Origin of the sequence: Mesorhizobium sp. M0491 (assembly GCF_040321265.1) — a bacterium.
Classification (GTDB): domain Bacteria; phylum Pseudomonadota; class Alphaproteobacteria; order Rhizobiales; family Rhizobiaceae; genus Mesorhizobium.
On the sequence record NZ_JAMYRE010000009.1, the window covers coordinates 98,528 to 112,008 of the forward strand.

Annotated in this window: 16 protein-coding genes; 10 read left to right on the forward strand and 6 right to left on the reverse strand. The window is 63.2% G+C overall.

Annotated features, from left to right (window positions below):
• The first annotated feature begins 67 nt into the window (after positions 1 to 67).
• Positions 68 to 1,090 carry a glycosyltransferase family 4 protein gene (locus NKI69_RS13730; protein ID WP_352721730.1) on the forward strand — a complete coding sequence of 341 codons (1,023 nt, stop codon included), beginning with the start codon at positions 68 to 70 and terminating at the stop codon, positions 1,088 to 1,090.
• A gap of 78 nt (positions 1,091 to 1,168) precedes the next feature.
• On the opposite strand, the gene NKI69_RS13735 is transcribed toward NKI69_RS13730, so the two are convergent.
• The 3 genes from NKI69_RS13735 to NKI69_RS13745 all read right to left on the reverse strand — a co-directional run bounded on the left by NKI69_RS13735 (position 1,169) and on the right by NKI69_RS13745 (position 2,702).
• Positions 1,169 to 1,528 (reverse strand): tRNA-binding protein, encoded by a 360-nt coding sequence (locus tag NKI69_RS13735; protein ID WP_023809809.1) that lies wholly within the window; start codon positions 1,526 to 1,528, stop codon positions 1,169 to 1,171.
• Positions 1,529 to 1,554: 26 nt separating this feature from the next.
• Positions 1,555 to 2,055 carry a type III secretion system chaperone family protein gene (locus NKI69_RS13740; protein WP_013893499.1) on the reverse strand — a complete coding sequence of 167 codons (501 nt, stop codon included), beginning with the start codon at positions 2,053 to 2,055 and terminating at the stop codon, positions 1,555 to 1,557.
• Between the two features lie 344 nt (positions 2,056 to 2,399).
• Entirely contained in the window at positions 2,400 to 2,702 is a 303-nt protein-coding gene (locus NKI69_RS13745; protein WP_023809810.1) for an accessory factor UbiK family protein, read from the reverse strand.
• A gap of 166 nt (positions 2,703 to 2,868) precedes the next feature.
• Between NKI69_RS13745 and lgt the strand changes: the two genes are divergently transcribed.
• The 7 genes from lgt to NKI69_RS13780 all read left to right on the forward strand — a co-directional run bounded on the left by lgt (position 2,869) and on the right by NKI69_RS13780 (position 8,665).
• Entirely contained in the window at positions 2,869 to 3,723 is an 855-nt protein-coding gene (gene lgt / locus NKI69_RS13750; RefSeq protein WP_023809811.1) for a prolipoprotein diacylglyceryl transferase, read from the forward strand.
• A complete protein-coding gene (locus NKI69_RS13755) occupies positions 3,720 to 4,808 on the forward strand; it encodes a class I SAM-dependent methyltransferase (protein WP_023809812.1) in 1,089 nt (362 codons plus the stop codon). The genes lgt and NKI69_RS13755 overlap by 4 nt, the downstream gene beginning before the upstream one ends.
• Before the next feature lie 107 nt (positions 4,809 to 4,915).
• The gene (gene pgeF / locus NKI69_RS13760) at positions 4,916 to 5,710 is read left to right on the forward strand and encodes a peptidoglycan editing factor PgeF (protein ID WP_023809813.1); all 795 of its coding nucleotides are present in this window, start codon (positions 4,916 to 4,918) and stop codon (positions 5,708 to 5,710) included.
• Entirely contained in the window at positions 5,710 to 6,861 is a 1,152-nt protein-coding gene (locus NKI69_RS13765) for a M24 family metallopeptidase (RefSeq protein WP_352721648.1), read from the forward strand. Before pgeF ends, NKI69_RS13765 begins: the two co-directional genes overlap by 1 nt.
• A 43-nt stretch (positions 6,862 to 6,904) precedes the next feature.
• Positions 6,905 to 7,492 carry a hypothetical protein gene (locus NKI69_RS13770; RefSeq protein ID WP_023809815.1) on the forward strand — a complete coding sequence of 196 codons (588 nt, stop codon included), beginning with the start codon at positions 6,905 to 6,907 and terminating at the stop codon, positions 7,490 to 7,492.
• Between the two features lie 42 nt (positions 7,493 to 7,534).
• Positions 7,535 to 7,666, forward strand: coding sequence for a hypothetical protein (locus tag NKI69_RS13775; RefSeq protein ID WP_280940280.1), 132 nt, complete (start codon positions 7,535 to 7,537; stop codon positions 7,664 to 7,666).
• Between the two features lie 63 nt (positions 7,667 to 7,729).
• A complete protein-coding gene (locus NKI69_RS13780) occupies positions 7,730 to 8,665 on the forward strand; it encodes a ribose-phosphate pyrophosphokinase (RefSeq protein ID WP_013530002.1) in 936 nt (311 codons plus the stop codon).
• Positions 8,666 to 8,782: 117 nt separating this feature from the next.
• On the opposite strand, the gene NKI69_RS13785 is transcribed toward NKI69_RS13780, so the two are convergent.
• Positions 8,783 to 9,667 carry an AraC family transcriptional regulator gene (locus tag NKI69_RS13785; RefSeq protein ID WP_023809816.1) on the reverse strand — a complete coding sequence of 295 codons (885 nt, stop codon included), beginning with the start codon at positions 9,665 to 9,667 and terminating at the stop codon, positions 8,783 to 8,785.
• 172 nt (positions 9,668 to 9,839) lie between these two features.
• Here NKI69_RS13785 and NKI69_RS13790 point away from each other — a divergent pair, with 172 nt between their 5' ends.
• The gene (locus tag NKI69_RS13790) at positions 9,840 to 11,081 is read left to right on the forward strand and encodes an MFS transporter (protein WP_023809817.1); all 1,242 of its coding nucleotides are present in this window, start codon (positions 9,840 to 9,842) and stop codon (positions 11,079 to 11,081) included.
• 76 nt (positions 11,082 to 11,157) lie between these two features.
• On the opposite strand, the gene NKI69_RS13795 is transcribed toward NKI69_RS13790, so the two are convergent.
• Positions 11,158 to 12,015 carry an alpha/beta fold hydrolase gene (locus tag NKI69_RS13795; protein ID WP_023809818.1) on the reverse strand — a complete coding sequence of 286 codons (858 nt, stop codon included), beginning with the start codon at positions 12,013 to 12,015 and terminating at the stop codon, positions 11,158 to 11,160.
• Between the two features lie 150 nt (positions 12,016 to 12,165).
• On the opposite strand from NKI69_RS13795, the gene NKI69_RS13800 reads away from it, so the two are divergent.
• Positions 12,166 to 12,594 (forward strand): MarR family winged helix-turn-helix transcriptional regulator, encoded by a 429-nt coding sequence (locus NKI69_RS13800; RefSeq protein ID WP_023809819.1) that lies wholly within the window; start codon positions 12,166 to 12,168, stop codon positions 12,592 to 12,594.
• A 96-nt stretch (positions 12,595 to 12,690) separates the two neighbouring features.
• Here NKI69_RS13800 and NKI69_RS13805 read toward each other — a convergent pair whose 3' ends face one another.
• Entirely contained in the window at positions 12,691 to 13,473 is a 783-nt protein-coding gene (locus NKI69_RS13805; RefSeq protein WP_128303763.1) for an ABC transporter ATP-binding protein, read from the reverse strand.
• Positions 13,474 to 13,481: the final 8 nt, after the last annotated feature.

Genomic DNA, 13,481 nt, shown 5'->3' on the forward strand with positions numbered 1-13,481 from the left:
CAGCGGGCTGGTCGCCGTTCCGGCATCGTCTCAAGGCAACCGTCGACCTTTCCTGCAAAGGGCCGCCATGCGCATATTGATGGTCACCGATGCCTGGCGGCCGCAGGTTAACGGCGTTGTCCACACGCTGGAGCGGCTCACCGAGACGCTGAAATCCTTCGATGTCGCCGTGGATTTCCTGACGCCGAACATCTTTCGCACCCTGCCCTTGCCGACCTATCCCCACATCAGGCTGGCGCTGACCACGCCCGGCCATGTCGCGCGCCTGATCGACGCCGGCAGAGCCGACCACATCCACATCGTCACCGAAGGACCGCTCGGCATCATGGCGCGGCGCTATTGCCGCAATGCCGGCAGGCCGTTCACCACCAGCTATCACACGCGCTTCCCCGAATATCTCAGCGCACGGCTGCCGGTGCCGGAAAGCTGGGCCTATCGCTGGCTGCGCGATTTCCACAATTCCGGCCAAGGCACGCTGGTCGCCACCCAGTCGCTCGCAGACGACCTCTCAGCGCGCGGCTTCACCAAGCTGCGGCCGTGGACGCGCGGCGTCGACACCGACCATTTCCGGCCCGACAAGAAGAAGGATCTCGGCTTCCCCGGCCCTGTCTTCCTCTGCGTCGGCCGCGTCGCCATCGAAAAGAACCTCTCCGCCTTTCTCGACCTCGACCTGCCGGGCAGCAAGGTGATCGTCGGCGAAGGCCCCGAGCTTGCCAGGCTCAAGGCAAAATATCCGCAAGCGCATTTCCTTGGCCATCGCCCCAACGACGAACTGGCCGAGATCTATGCCTCGGCCGATGTCTTCGTCTTCCCGAGCCGCACCGACACGTTCGGCAACGTCATCATCGAGGCATTGGCCAGCGGCACGCCGGTTGCCGCCTATCCGGTGACCGGGCCGGTCGACATCGTCGGCGACGGCTTCGGCGGCGCGGTCTCCAACGATCTGCGCGAGGCCTCGCTTGCCGCGCTCAATGTAGACCGTGCCGAAGCCCGCGAACGTGCCATGCGCTATAGCTGGAAAGCCTGTGCGGAGATGTTTCTCGATACGGTCGAGGAAGCACTGGGCACAACGCGCAAGCTGGCGGCCTGACTCAAGGCTGGCGGCATCGTACTGTTCGACATCAGCAGGACGGAGGGAGCGCGAAGGAACGACGGTCGTTCCTCTAGCCTAAAACAACCGCCCGCCATCCGGCACCTTGCGCTCAATCGCTCCGAGCACCACAGCGCCCTCTTCGTCGGGAAAGCCGAGCGTCAGCACTTCCGACATGAATGGACCGATCTGGCGCGGCGGGAAATTGACCACCGCGAACACCTGCCGGCCGATCAGCGTCTCCGGTGTATAATATTTGGTGATCTGCGCCGACGATTTCTTGATGCCGATGCCGGGGCCGAAATCGATCTTCAGCTTGAATGCGGGCTTGCGCGCCTCGGGAAACGGTTCGGCCTCGACGATCGTGCCGGCGCGGATGTCGACACGATCGAAATCGGCAAAACTGATCTCGGGCTTGCGCTCGCTGTTCGAACTCATCTTGGTCTTGTCTGCCTCACGGGGACTCAGGCGTTGCCGTAGGTCTCGAACAGCACGCCGGCCAGGGCGTCCTTGGCCGAGGTTCCCGACCAGACGACGAACTGGAACGCCTGGAAATAGCATTCGCAGGCTTCCAGCGCCGACGACAGCAACACTTCGACCTGCTGGCTCGACGGCTCGACCCCGCCGGCCAGCAGCAGCGACTGGCGGAACATAATCGCGCCCTCCTGCTCCCAGAGGTCGAAATGGCCAAACAGCATCTGCTCGTTGATCAACGACAAGAGCCGCATCACTTCCAGCGCGCGGGTCTCCGGCACCTTGATGTCGAAGGCACAGGCTAGGTGCAGCGCTTCGAAATCCTCCATCCACGAAAAGGAGACGTGATAGTCGGTCCAGCTTCCGGCAACCGAGATCGAAATCTCGTCGTCGCCTGCCCGCTCAAAGGACCAGTCGTTGTTGTGGGCCACCTGCTCGATAACATCCACCGGATGGATTTCGCGGGAGAATTCGAGTTCGAGAAGTTCCATGGAATGCTTCCTGTCGTTCTGTACGAGCGCCGCCACACGCTCCGCGGGAGGGCACACACAACGAACAATCTTGTCTAGAACTCGGACGGCCAGGACTTTCCTGCGCAAAAGACGACTTCTCGACGCAAAGACCCCAGACCGGACCCCACCGCCCGGTCGCATGACCCTGCTCCGAATCATGCAACAAATTCAGTCTATTGATCGGGAGTCGCGTGAACAGCCCAATTTTTCGCACTGCGTCATTCGCATGTGGAAAGCCGCTGTCACAAAGATTCATGCAATGCCGTTAAGCGATTCACGGCAAAGCGCTTTTCAGGATCGGGCTATGTGGAAAAGTTTAACGATTATTTTTTTGTGCGGGGCTTGGCCGCCGCCGCCGGTGCGGCGTCACCGGCCAGTTCCGCAAGCTTCGCCTCGAGCACCTCGATACGGGCGGCAAGGCGGGTGTTTTCTTCCCGGGCCTTGGCGGCCATCTCGCGCGCGGCCTCGAACTCTTCGCGCTGCACCACGTCCATGGTGTTGAGGATGCGTTCGGCCTGGCCTTTGAAGGCGGTCTCCACCTCCCGGCGCACGCCCTGGGCAGCGCCGGCGGCATCGGTCATCAGCTTGGCGAATTCATCGAGAATGCGGTTCGGTCCGGTCGACATGGCAAATCCTCGCTTGCTCGAAATGAGGTAATGGCGCCGCGCGTCGAATGCAAGCATGTTGCGCCGCGCTGCGGCATCAAGTCGAGGGCGCCCACCTTGCCTTGACCCTGCCAAAACCCTGCCGCATGGTCCGCGCGCAAACACGTTCGCAACCGAGAGTTCCCCGTTGAACGAATATTTCCTGCTGCCTCTGGCCTCCCTACCCTTCCCCAACATCAACCCGATCCTCATCCAGATCGGGCCGCTGGCGGTGCATTGGTATGGCCTCGGCTATATCGTCGGCATCCTGTTCGCCTGGTGGTATGCCAAGCGGCTCGCCTCTAATGCCAAGCTATGGCCGAACGGCGTCCTGCCGATGAAGCCGGAGGATCTCGACGACTTCATCGTCTGGGCGGCCATCGGCGTCGTGCTGGGCGGCCGCACCGGCTATGTGCTGTTCTATGATCTGCCACGCTACATCGCCCACCCGCTCGACATCTTGGCGGTCTGGCAAGGCGGTATGTCGTTCCATGGCGGCCTGCTTGGCGTCATCCTCGCCATGACGCTGTTTTCCATCAAGCGCGGCATCCGCATCTGGTCGCTGTTTGACGTCGTGGCGGCCGGCGTGCCGGTCGGCCTTGGCCTGGTGCGCGTCGCCAACTTCATCAACTCCGAGCTATGGGGGCGCCCGACCGACGTGCCCTGGGCTTTCGAATTCCCCAATGGCGGGCCGTTTGCCCGTCACCCGAGCCAGCTCTACGAGGCGCTTCTCGAAGGCGTGGTGCTGTTCCTCGTGCTGCGCATCCTCACCCATTCGCGCCTCAAGCTGAAGACGCCGCGCTTCGTCGGCGGCGCCTTCATCTGCGGCTACGGCCTGTCGCGCATTTTCGTCGAGTTCTTCCGCGAGCCCGACCAGCAGCTCGGCTACCTCCTCGGCACCAACTGGCTGACCATGGGCATGATCCTGTCGACGCCGATGGTGCTGGCCGGTATCTGGGCGATGCTGACCGCCAGGCCGGTGGCGCAGCCGCAGCCGGCATGACACGGCTGAAAACCCGCATCGTCGACCTGATCGAGGCATTGGGGCCACTTCCGATCAACGAATACATGGCGCTGTGCCTGTTCGACCCGGCGGACGGCTACTACACGACGCGCGAGCCTTTTGGTGCGGGCGGCGACTTCATCACCGCGCCGGAAATCAGCCAGATGTTCGGCGAACTGGTCGCCGTGTGGATGTACCAGGCGTGGCAGGCGAGCGGCCGGCCGCTGCCGGCCACCATCGCCGAGATCGGCCCCGGCCGCGGCACGCTGATGAAGGACATGTTGCGTACGCTGTCGCGGCTCGATCCTGATCTGGCCAGCGGCGCCACCTTCGCCATGATCGAGACCAGCCCGCGCCTGACCGAGGTGCAGAAGCAGACGCTTGGCGCCACACCCTTCGCGGTTGGCTGGCATGAAACCATCGAGACCTTGCCGCAGCAACCGCTGTTCATCGTCGGCAACGAACTGTTCGACGCCGTGCCCATCCGCCAGTTCGTCCGAGCCGGCACCGGCTGGCGCGAGCGCATGGTCGGCCTCGACGAGACCAACGACCTTTGCTTCTTCGCCGGCGCCGGTTCGGTCGACCCGACGCTGCTGCCCGCCGATGCCACTCAAGCGCCGCAAGGCGCGATTGCCGAAGTGGCGCCTGCCCGCACCGCGCTCATGGCAACGATCGCCGAGCGCATATCCAGGCATGGCGGCGTTGGCCTGTTTCTCGACTACGGCCATTTCCAGCCGGGTGTCGGGGACACGCTTCAGGCCTTGCGCAGCCACGATCACGAAGATGTGCTGGCCAATCCCGGTGAGGCCGACCTCACCTCCCATGTCGATTTCGCCGCCCTTGCCATGATCGTGCGTGCACATGGCCTCGAAGCTCATCTGACGACACAGGGCGACTTCCTCCTCGGCATGGGTATCCTCGAGCGCGCCGGCCGGCTTGGCGCCGATGCCGGCCAGGCGGCGCGCGAAAGGATCGCCGGGGACGTCGAGCGCCTCGCAGGGCCGCAAGCCATGGGCGAGCTGTTCAAGGTGCTTGCGGTACTGCCCCGCGGCGTGGCGGTTCGGCCCTTCGCCGGGGCGGATTGACTTTTTACCGCCACCCCTCCCAATCTCCCGTCCGCGCTTTGCAGCGCCTGTTCTCGACCAAGCACCTTCTTCTTGACGAAACCGCCCACACGGACAACAACGCCCGCATGCTGAATCAGACCAAACCGGATCCCGTTCGGTCGCCGCTGCTGGACAAGGCGCGGGCACAAGGCATTCGCCACGGCTATTTCACCCGCGTCGGCGGTGTCTCCGGCGGCATCTACCAGGGCCTCAACATCGGCACCGGATCGAATGACGACCCGATGCTTGTGGCGCAGAACCGCGCCCGTGTCGCGGCATGGATGGGCGTGCCGGCGAGCCATCTGTTAACCGCCTGGCAAATCCATTCGCCCGACGTCATCATCGCCAGGGAGCCCTTTGCCGGCGAGCGGCCCAAGGCAGACGCCATCGTCACCGACCGACCGGGCATCGCCATCGGCGCTTCGACCGCCGATTGCGGTCCCGTGTTGTTCGCTGATGCCCAGGCGCGCATCATCGGCGCCGCGCATGCCGGCTGGAAAGGCGCGTTCACTGGCGTGCTCGAAAACACCATCCTGGCAATGGAAAGCCTCGGCGCCCGGCGTCAAAACATCGTCGCCGTGCTGGGCCCCTCCATCGGCCCGCAAAACTACGAGATCGGCCCGGAATTCGTCGCCCGCTTTGTCGAAGCCGACGCCGAAAACATCCTCTATTTCGCGCCGTCCGCCAATGCCGGCCATGCGATGTTCGACCTCAACCGCTACACGGTTGACCGGTTGGCCAAGGCCGGCGTGACGGCTGAGGGCCTCGACCGCTGCACTTACGCCGAGGAGGGCCTGTTCTACTCCTACCGGCGCACCACGCATCGCAAGGAGCCCGATTACGGCCGGCAGGTTTCGGCAATTGTCTTGGAGAGGGAATAATGGCGCTGCATTTTGAACGATCTGAATTTGACGCGCGGCGCGACCGGCTGATCATCGAGATGGCCGAAAAGAAGCTCGACGCCATCCTGCTGTTCGCGCAGGAAAGCATGTACTGGCTGACCGGCTACGACACGTTCGGCTTCTGCTTCTTCCAGTGCCTGGTGGTGAAGGCCGACGGTTCGATGGTGCTTCTGACCCGCTCGGCCGACCTGCGCCAGGCGCGTCAGACCTCGATTATCGACAACATCGTCTTGTGGACGGACCGCAACGGCGCCAATCCGGCGGTCGACCTGCGCAATCTGCTCAACGAACTCGACCTGCTCGGCGCCCGCATCGGCGTCGAATACGACACCCATGGCCTGACCGCGTTCAATGGCCGACGGCTCGACGAACAGTTGCAGACCTTCGGCCAGATCGCCGATGCGTCCGGCATTGTCGGCCGTCTGCGCCTGTTCAAGAGCCCGGCCGAGGTCGCCAAGGCCGAGAAGGCCGCCAATCTTTCCGATGATGCGCTCGACGCGGCGCTGCCGCTGATCAAGCAAGGCGGCGACGAAGCCCTGATCCTGGCCGCCATGCAGGGTGCGATCTTTGCCGGCGGCGGCGACTATCCGGCCAACGAATTCATCATCGGCTCCGGCGTCGATGCGCTGCTGTGCCGCTACAAGGCCGGCCGCCGCAAGCTCACCAAAAATGACCAGCTGACGCTCGAATGGGCCGGCGTCTTCAACCACTACCACGCACCGATGATGCGCACGGTGCTGACCGGCAAGGTGTCGAAGCGCCATCAGGAACTGTTCGACGCCGCCCGCGCGGCCCTTCTGGCTGTCGAAAAGGCGATGACGCCGGGCAACAGCTTCGGCGACGTCTTCGATGCGCATGCCCGCACCATGGAGGCGCACGGCCTGACCAAGCACCGGCTGAACGCCTGCGGCTATTCAGTCGGCGCCCGCTTCACCCCGTCCTGGATGGACATGCCGATGTTCTACCAGGGCAATCCCGAACCGATCGCGCCCAACATGACGCTGTTCGCCCATATGATCATCATGGACTCCGATACCGAGACGGCGATGACGCTTGGCCGCACCTACCTGACCACCGAATCCCAGCCCAAGCCGCTGTCCCGCCATGATCTCGACTTGATCGTACAGTGAATCCACAGTGGGAGGCGTTCTTCGCCAAGGAGTTAGAAGGCAAATGAGACGATCGCATGTGACGACCGTGTCATTGCTTGTGGCATTGGCTCTTGCCGCCTGCACCAACGCAAAGGACGTGCTCGAACCGTCGGCGATCACGCCGCCGGCGACGTCGACCCAGACGCTGCCCGCCACCAGCACGGCGGGCGCTCCCGCAACCACCGCCGCACCGGTCACATCAGCCCAAAGCGCTGCCATCCTGTCGAAGACCCGCCTGCAGATCGCGCCGATCGTCGGCGCTTCGGTGGAAGCCGCGACACCTCTGACGGCGGAGTTGCAGACCCGCGCCAGGCAGCGCGGTATCACGCTCGCCGGCAGCGCCGACCAGACCGTGACACATGTGCTGAAGGGCTATTTCTCGACGATGTCGGAAGGCGCCGACATCACCGTCATCTACGTCTGGGATATCTATGACCCCGCCGGCAACCGGCTGCACCGCATCAATGGTCAGCAGAAGGCTCCGTCGGTCAATTCCGGCGCCAGCGCGGGCGGCGACAGCTGGAAGGGGGTCTCGCCGGCCACCATGCAGACGATCGCCGATCAGACCATCGACCAATTCGCGGCCTGGCTCGGCGGCAAGGCGGGCTAGAGGCATCGGACCCAAAAGTGGAGACGGTTTTGGGAAAATCCGATGCCCGACGAGAAGAAGGGGCAGCGCAAGTCCGCTGCTCCCTGTTGCAGCCCGGCGATGGCGCGGAGCTTTCTTGAGTTTAGCCGGCGGATTCCCGATCTCGGCGCTTGCAATACCGGCGCGGGCCGCTAAAAGCCCGGTTAAAGGGCGCAAGCGAGTCCGTCAGGTCTCATCATCCTCCACCAGGAACCGTGCATGAAACTCTTCGCGGGCAATTCCAACAGGGTGCTGGCCGAAGCGGTCGCCCGGTACCTCAACGTCCCGCTGGGCAAAGCCACGGTCAGGCGCTTCGCCGACCAGGAAATCTTCGTCGAAATCCAGGAAAACGTGCGCGGCGAGGATGTCTTCATCCTGCAATCGACCTCGTTCCCAACCAACGATCATTTGATGGAATTGCTCATCATGATCGATGCCTTCATGCGTTCCTCGGCCAAGCGCATCACGGCGGTCATCCCCTATTTCGGCTACGCCAGGCAGGACCGCCGCGCCTCCGGCCGCACGCCGATCTCGGCCAAGCTGGTCGCCAACATGATCACCCGCGCCGGTGTCGACCGCGTTCTGACGCTTGACCTGCATGCCGGCCAGATCCAGGGCTTCTTCGACATTCCGACCGACAATCTGTTTTCCGTGCCGGTGATGGCCCGCGACGTGAAGGCCAAATACAAGCAGCTCGGCAACGTCGTGGTGGTCTCGCCCGACATTGGCGGCGTGGTCCGCGCCCGTGCGCTGGCCAAGCGCTTCGATGCGCAACTGGCCATCGTCGACAAGCGCCGCGAGCGTCCCGGCGAATCGGAAGTCATGAACATCATCGGCGCGGTCGCCGGCAAGGATTGCCTGCTTATCGACGACATCGTCGATTCCGGCGGCACGCTGTGCAACGCCGCCGATGCGCTGCTGGCCAACGGCGCCACCAGCGTGACCGCCTATATCACGCACGGCGTGCTGTCGGGCGGCGCGGTTGCCCGCATCAGCGGTTCGAAGCTCCAGGAACTGGTGATCACCGATTCCATCCAGCCGACGCAGGGCGTGCTCGATGCTCCCAACATCCGCGTCATCTCGATCGCCGACCTGATGGGCGAAGCCATTTCGCGCACCGCGACCGAAGAATCGGTGTCGAGCCTGTTCGACTAGAGCAATTCCAGGAAAAGTGTGAAGCGGTTTTCCGTCTAGAACCGCGTCAAAACAAAGAGTTAGAGCAGATCGCCGTTTCCGTGAAACGGTGAGATGCTTCTAGAACAGCACCTGCCGTTACGGCGCAGAGCTTTCCAACCGAACCGGCCCGATCAGGCGACGAGCGACCTCGACGCTCTCTCGTGCGCCGCGCATATAGCCGCGCGGCGAGGTCCCCAGCATGCGCTTGAACATGGTGATGAAGGCCGGCACGCTGTCATAACCGAGATCGAGCGCCACCCTGGTGATCGGCTCGCCGTCCGCCAGCCTGGGCAGCGCCGCGAACAGGCAGGCCTGCTGGCGCCATGTCGACAGCGACAGGCCGGTCTGGCGCTGGAAGGCGCGCGTGAACGAACGCCGGCTCATGCCGGCGGCATCCGCCCATTCATCGATCGTCGCGTGCGGCGACGGTGCGGCGACGAAGCGCCGGCACAGCGCCGACAGCCTCGGATCGGACGGGAATGGCAGCCCGAGAGGCCGTTCCGGCAAGGTCGGGATTTCGTGCAGCAAAAGGTTCATGATCAGCCCACCGCGTCCTTCCAGAACGCCGCCTTGCGGCAGCTTTTCCGATTCCACGATCAGGCTGTGCATCAGGTCGGTGACGCCGACGACGCGCAAGCCTTCGGGCAGCCCGGGGATCGCCTGTGGCATGACATAGACCGAACGCATCGAGACATCGCCCAGCATCTCGACGGAATGCTCAGTGCCGGCTGGAATCCACATCGCGTGGTCCGGCGGCACCATCCAGCGCCCGTAGCGCGTCGTCACCAACACCACGCCGACAAGCGCATGCAAGAGCTGGCTGCGGCTGTGGCGGTGCTGCGGCACACGGTAGCCATCGGGATATTCGGTCGGCAATGCCACCGCCGGCCCGGCCACTTGCTCAAGCCACTGCCAGCGGCTCTCGTGCAACTGGCCGAGATTGGCGTTGCCAGCGTGAAAGACTTCTTTGCCGTGCGGCATCCGATATGGCCCACTTGCGAAACTATTGGACCAAACCACGAAAGAAGTCATCCCGCAAGCAGCTTATAAGGCACCGTCCCAAGCGCTCCACAGGAGCGTCCGACAAGGCGGCCGCAGGTGCGTCCGTCAACTGCCTGCGGGCCTGCCCGCCAAAAAGACCACGGAGCCTACCTTGACCGATACGATAGCCGCCAGCGTCGCCCCACCGGCGACCACCAGTCACGCTTCAGCCCAGGCGACGGCCTTCACCGTCATCCTGGCGGTGAGCTTCTGCCATTGCATCAACGATATCATGCAGTCGCTGCTGTCGGCCATTTACCCGCTCCTGAAAGAGAATTATGGCCTCGATTTCTGGCAGATCGGCTTGTTGACCTTCACCTTCCAGGTGACCGCGTCGCTGCTGCAGCCTGTGATCGGCATGATCACCGACAAGCGGCCGATGCCCTACTCGCTGCCCTACGGCATGGCGTCATCGCTGATCGGCCTGATTGTGCTCGCCTATGCCGGGCATTATTCGCTGCTGCTGATCGGCGCCTCGCTGATCGGCATCGGCTCGGCGATCTTCCATCCGGAATCCTCGCGCATCGCCCGCTTCGCCTCCGGCGGCCGCTTCGGCCTGGCGCAGTCACTGTTCCAGGTTGGCGGCAATTTCGGCCAGTCCATGGGGCCGCTGCTGGCGGCCTTCATCGTCGTGCCGTTCGGCCAGACCAGCATTTCCTGGTTCGCCGTCGGCTCGCTGATCGGCATCATCGTTTTGTGGCAGGTCGGCGGCTGGTACAGCCGGCTGCGTGCCGCGCAGGGCACCCGCAAGGCGGCGAGCTTCGTTTCGCCTTTCCCGCGCCGCAAGGTGACGAATGCATTGATCGTGCTGACATTGCTGGTGCTGAGCAAGAATGCCTACATCGCCAGCCTCGCCAGCTACTACACCTTCTATTCCATGCATAAGTTCGGCGTTTCGGTGCAGATGTCGCAGGTCATGCTGTTCCTGTTCCTCGGTGCCTCGGCGCTGGGCATCCTGCTCGGCGGCCCGTTCGGCGACCGCTACGGACAGAAGGCGATGATCTGGTTCTCCATCGTCGGCGTGCTGCCTTTCACGCTCGCCCTGCCCTACGCCAATCTGGAATGGACGATGGTGCTGACGGTGCTGATCGGCCTGATCCTGTCCTCGGCCTTCTCGAACATCGTCGTCTTTGCGCAGGAGCTCGTGCCGGGCCGCGTCGGCATGATCGCCGGCATCTTCTTCGGCTTCGCCTTCGGCATGGGCGGCATCGCGGCGGCCGTGCTCGGCATCGTCGCCGACATGAAGGGCATCGATTTCGTCTTCCAGATCTGCTCGTATTTGCCGTTTCTTGGATTGCTCACCGTGTTCCTGCCGAACATGAAGGAAGCACGCAAAGCGCAGTTAGTTGCCTAGATCACGCTAATCTGAACCTCACAAAAAATGCACCCGCCTGATGGCGGGTGCATTTTTGTAGGCTATTCGGAAAGCCCTATGCCTTGAAGAAGGCCAGCAGGTCGGCGTTGATGACATCGGCATGGGTTGTGGCCATGCCGTGCGGAAAACCCTCGTAGACCTTAAGCTCGCCCTTCTTGAGCAGCTTGATCGTCAGCAGCGCCGAGTCGGCGATCGGAACGATCTGGTCGTCGTCTCCGTGCATGACCAGGACCGGCACGTCGATTGCCTTCAGATCCTCCGTGAAGTCGGTTTCCGAGAAAGCCTTGATACAATCATAATGCGCCTTGGTGCCGCCCATCATGCCCTGGCGCCACCAATTGTCGATGACGCCCTGCGAGATGTCCGCGCCCGGGCGGTTGAACCCATAGAATGGACCGGCGGGAACATCGCGGAAGAACTGGGCGCGATTGGCTGCCTGGGCGGAGCGGAAGCCGTCGAAGACCTCGATCGGCAGGCCGCCGGGATTGGCAGCGGTCTTGAGCATGATCGGCGGCACCGCGCCGATCAGCACCGCCTTGGCGACACGGCCTTCGGCGCCGTATTTGGCGACATAGCGCGCCACTTCGCCGCCGCCGGTCGAATGGCCGACATGGATGGCGTTCTTGAGGTCCAGATGAGCGGTGAGTTCCGCGACGTCGGCGGCATAGGTATCCATCTCGTTGCCGATATCGGTCTGGGTCGAGCGGCCGTGGCCACGACGATCATGTGCAATGACACGGTAGCCCTGTGACAGGAAGAACAGCATCTGAGCGTCCCAATCGTCGCTGCTCAACGGCCAGCCGTGATGAAAGACGACAGGCTGCCCGGTCCCCCAGTCCTTGTAGTAAATCTGCGTTCCGTCCTTGGTGGTGATCGTACCGCTGCCGGAACTGGGCTTGGTTTGCGAGGTCATCTCAATCTCCTTCTGTTATTTTCGCGATAAACGATATCGCGATAACGATTTAGCTAGCGCGACTCAAAACCCTTGTCCACAAAAATATGTATCGCGATATTATTTTTCGTGGTATCAAATTGACGCCCATATTGGCAAAAGGAATGCGCCGTGCCTCTCCCGTTGGACAATCAGCTCTGTTTCACGCTCTATGCCACCAGCATGGCCATCAACCGCAGCTACAAGCCTATGCTGGACGAGATGGGCATCACCTATCCGCAGTACCTGGTACTGAACGCACTTGGAGAGGCTGACGGCATGTCGGTCGGCACGATCGCCCACAGGCTCGCTCTGGAATCGAGCACCGTCACGCCGCTGGTAAAGCGAATGGAGCAGGCCGGGCTGGTGACCCGCCAGCGCAGCCAGACCGACGAACGCCAGGTGCAGGTCGACCTGACATCAGCCGGGCGCGGGCTGCTGGTGCAATGCAACTGCCTGAATGAAGCCTTGATCGAGCGCTCGGGCATGACGCTGGCGCAGCTCGATGCCTTGAACCGGCAGATCCAGGCGCTACGCGCCGCGTTGATCGGCGACCGGTAGCCGGCCCGGCCTTCTCGACGGTCGGACCTCACCCGCCGGCCTCTGCCCGCGAGATGCATCCTCGAAGACATTCGCGGATCGAACGCGACGACTGCGTCAGGGCGCGTCGCCCAGATAGATGCGGTGGAGATCGTCACGCGCTGCAAGGTCGGCCGCCGGCCCTTCGAGCGCCACGCGGCCGGTGTCAAGAACATAGCCGCGCTGTGCGTAGGCAAGCGAGAGAGCCGCATTCTGCTCCGCCAGCAGAAAGGCCGTCCCTTTCTCCCGGTTAAGGCGCGCGATGATCGCGAAGATTTCCTGAACGATGCGCGGTGCGAGCCCCATGGAGGGCTCGTCGAGCAGGACGAGCCTTGGTTGCGTCAACAACGCCCGGCCGATGGCCAGCATCTGCTGTTCGCCGCCGGACGCAAGCCCGGCATGCGTGCGCCGCTTGTCGCGCAGGCGTGGAAACCAGCCGTAGACGTCGTCGAGCTGACGCTGCAGTTCCTTGCGGCTTGGCCGGTGCAGAAATGCGCCGGTCAAGAGGTTCTCCTCGACCGTCAGATGCGAGAAGACATGGCGCCCTTCCATGACGTGGACGATGCCCCGCGTTGCCAGTCTGTTGGCCGCAAGCCCGAGAATATCCTCACCGTCGAGGCGAATATGCCCCCGGCGCACCTTGGCCCGATCGGCGCTGGCCAGGCCCGAAATCGCCTTGAGCACAGTACTCTTGCCGGCACCGTTGGCTCCAAGCAAAGCAACGATTTCGCCGTTGCCGATCGTCAGCGACACATCGGCGACGGCCAGAATGGCGCCCCCATAGACGACTTCGATGCCCGACACTTCGAGAAGGGTGTCCTGATCAGCCGCCGGGGCGACGGGCTTCGATGTCGTGGTCATGGCGTTTC

Bases quoted from the DNA above. Each gene is read 5' to 3' on its own strand.
- NKI69_RS13730 (WP_352721730.1), top strand. From the start codon at position 68: ATGCGCATATTGATGGTCACCGATGCCTGGCGGCCGCAGGTTAACGGC.
- NKI69_RS13735 (WP_023809809.1), bottom strand. From the start codon at position 1,528: ATGAGTTCGAACAGCGAGCGCAAGCCCGAGATCAGTTTTGCCGATTTC.
- NKI69_RS13740 (WP_013893499.1), bottom strand. From the start codon at position 2,055: ATGGAACTTCTCGAACTCGAATTCTCCCGCGAAATCCATCCGGTGGAT.
- NKI69_RS13745 (WP_023809810.1), bottom strand. From the start codon at position 2,702: ATGTCGACCGGACCGAACCGCATTCTCGATGAATTCGCCAAGCTGATG.
- NKI69_RS13755 (WP_023809812.1), top strand. From the start codon at position 3,720: ATGACACGGCTGAAAACCCGCATCGTCGACCTGATCGAGGCATTGGGG.
- pgeF (WP_023809813.1), top strand. From the start codon at position 4,916: ATGCTGAATCAGACCAAACCGGATCCCGTTCGGTCGCCGCTGCTGGAC.
- NKI69_RS13765 (WP_352721648.1), top strand. From the start codon at position 5,710: ATGGCGCTGCATTTTGAACGATCTGAATTTGACGCGCGGCGCGACCGG.
- NKI69_RS13770 (WP_023809815.1), top strand. From the start codon at position 6,905: ATGAGACGATCGCATGTGACGACCGTGTCATTGCTTGTGGCATTGGCT.
- NKI69_RS13775 (WP_280940280.1), top strand. From the start codon at position 7,535: ATGCCCGACGAGAAGAAGGGGCAGCGCAAGTCCGCTGCTCCCTGTTGC.
- NKI69_RS13780 (WP_013530002.1), top strand. From the start codon at position 7,730: ATGAAACTCTTCGCGGGCAATTCCAACAGGGTGCTGGCCGAAGCGGTC.
- NKI69_RS13785 (WP_023809816.1), bottom strand. From the start codon at position 9,667: ATGCCGCACGGCAAAGAAGTCTTTCACGCTGGCAACGCCAATCTCGGC.
- NKI69_RS13795 (WP_023809818.1), bottom strand. From the start codon at position 12,015: ATGACCTCGCAAACCAAGCCCAGTTCCGGCAGCGGTACGATCACCACC.
- NKI69_RS13805 (WP_128303763.1), bottom strand. From the start codon at position 13,473: ATGACCACGACATCGAAGCCCGTCGCCCCGGCGGCTGATCAGGACACC.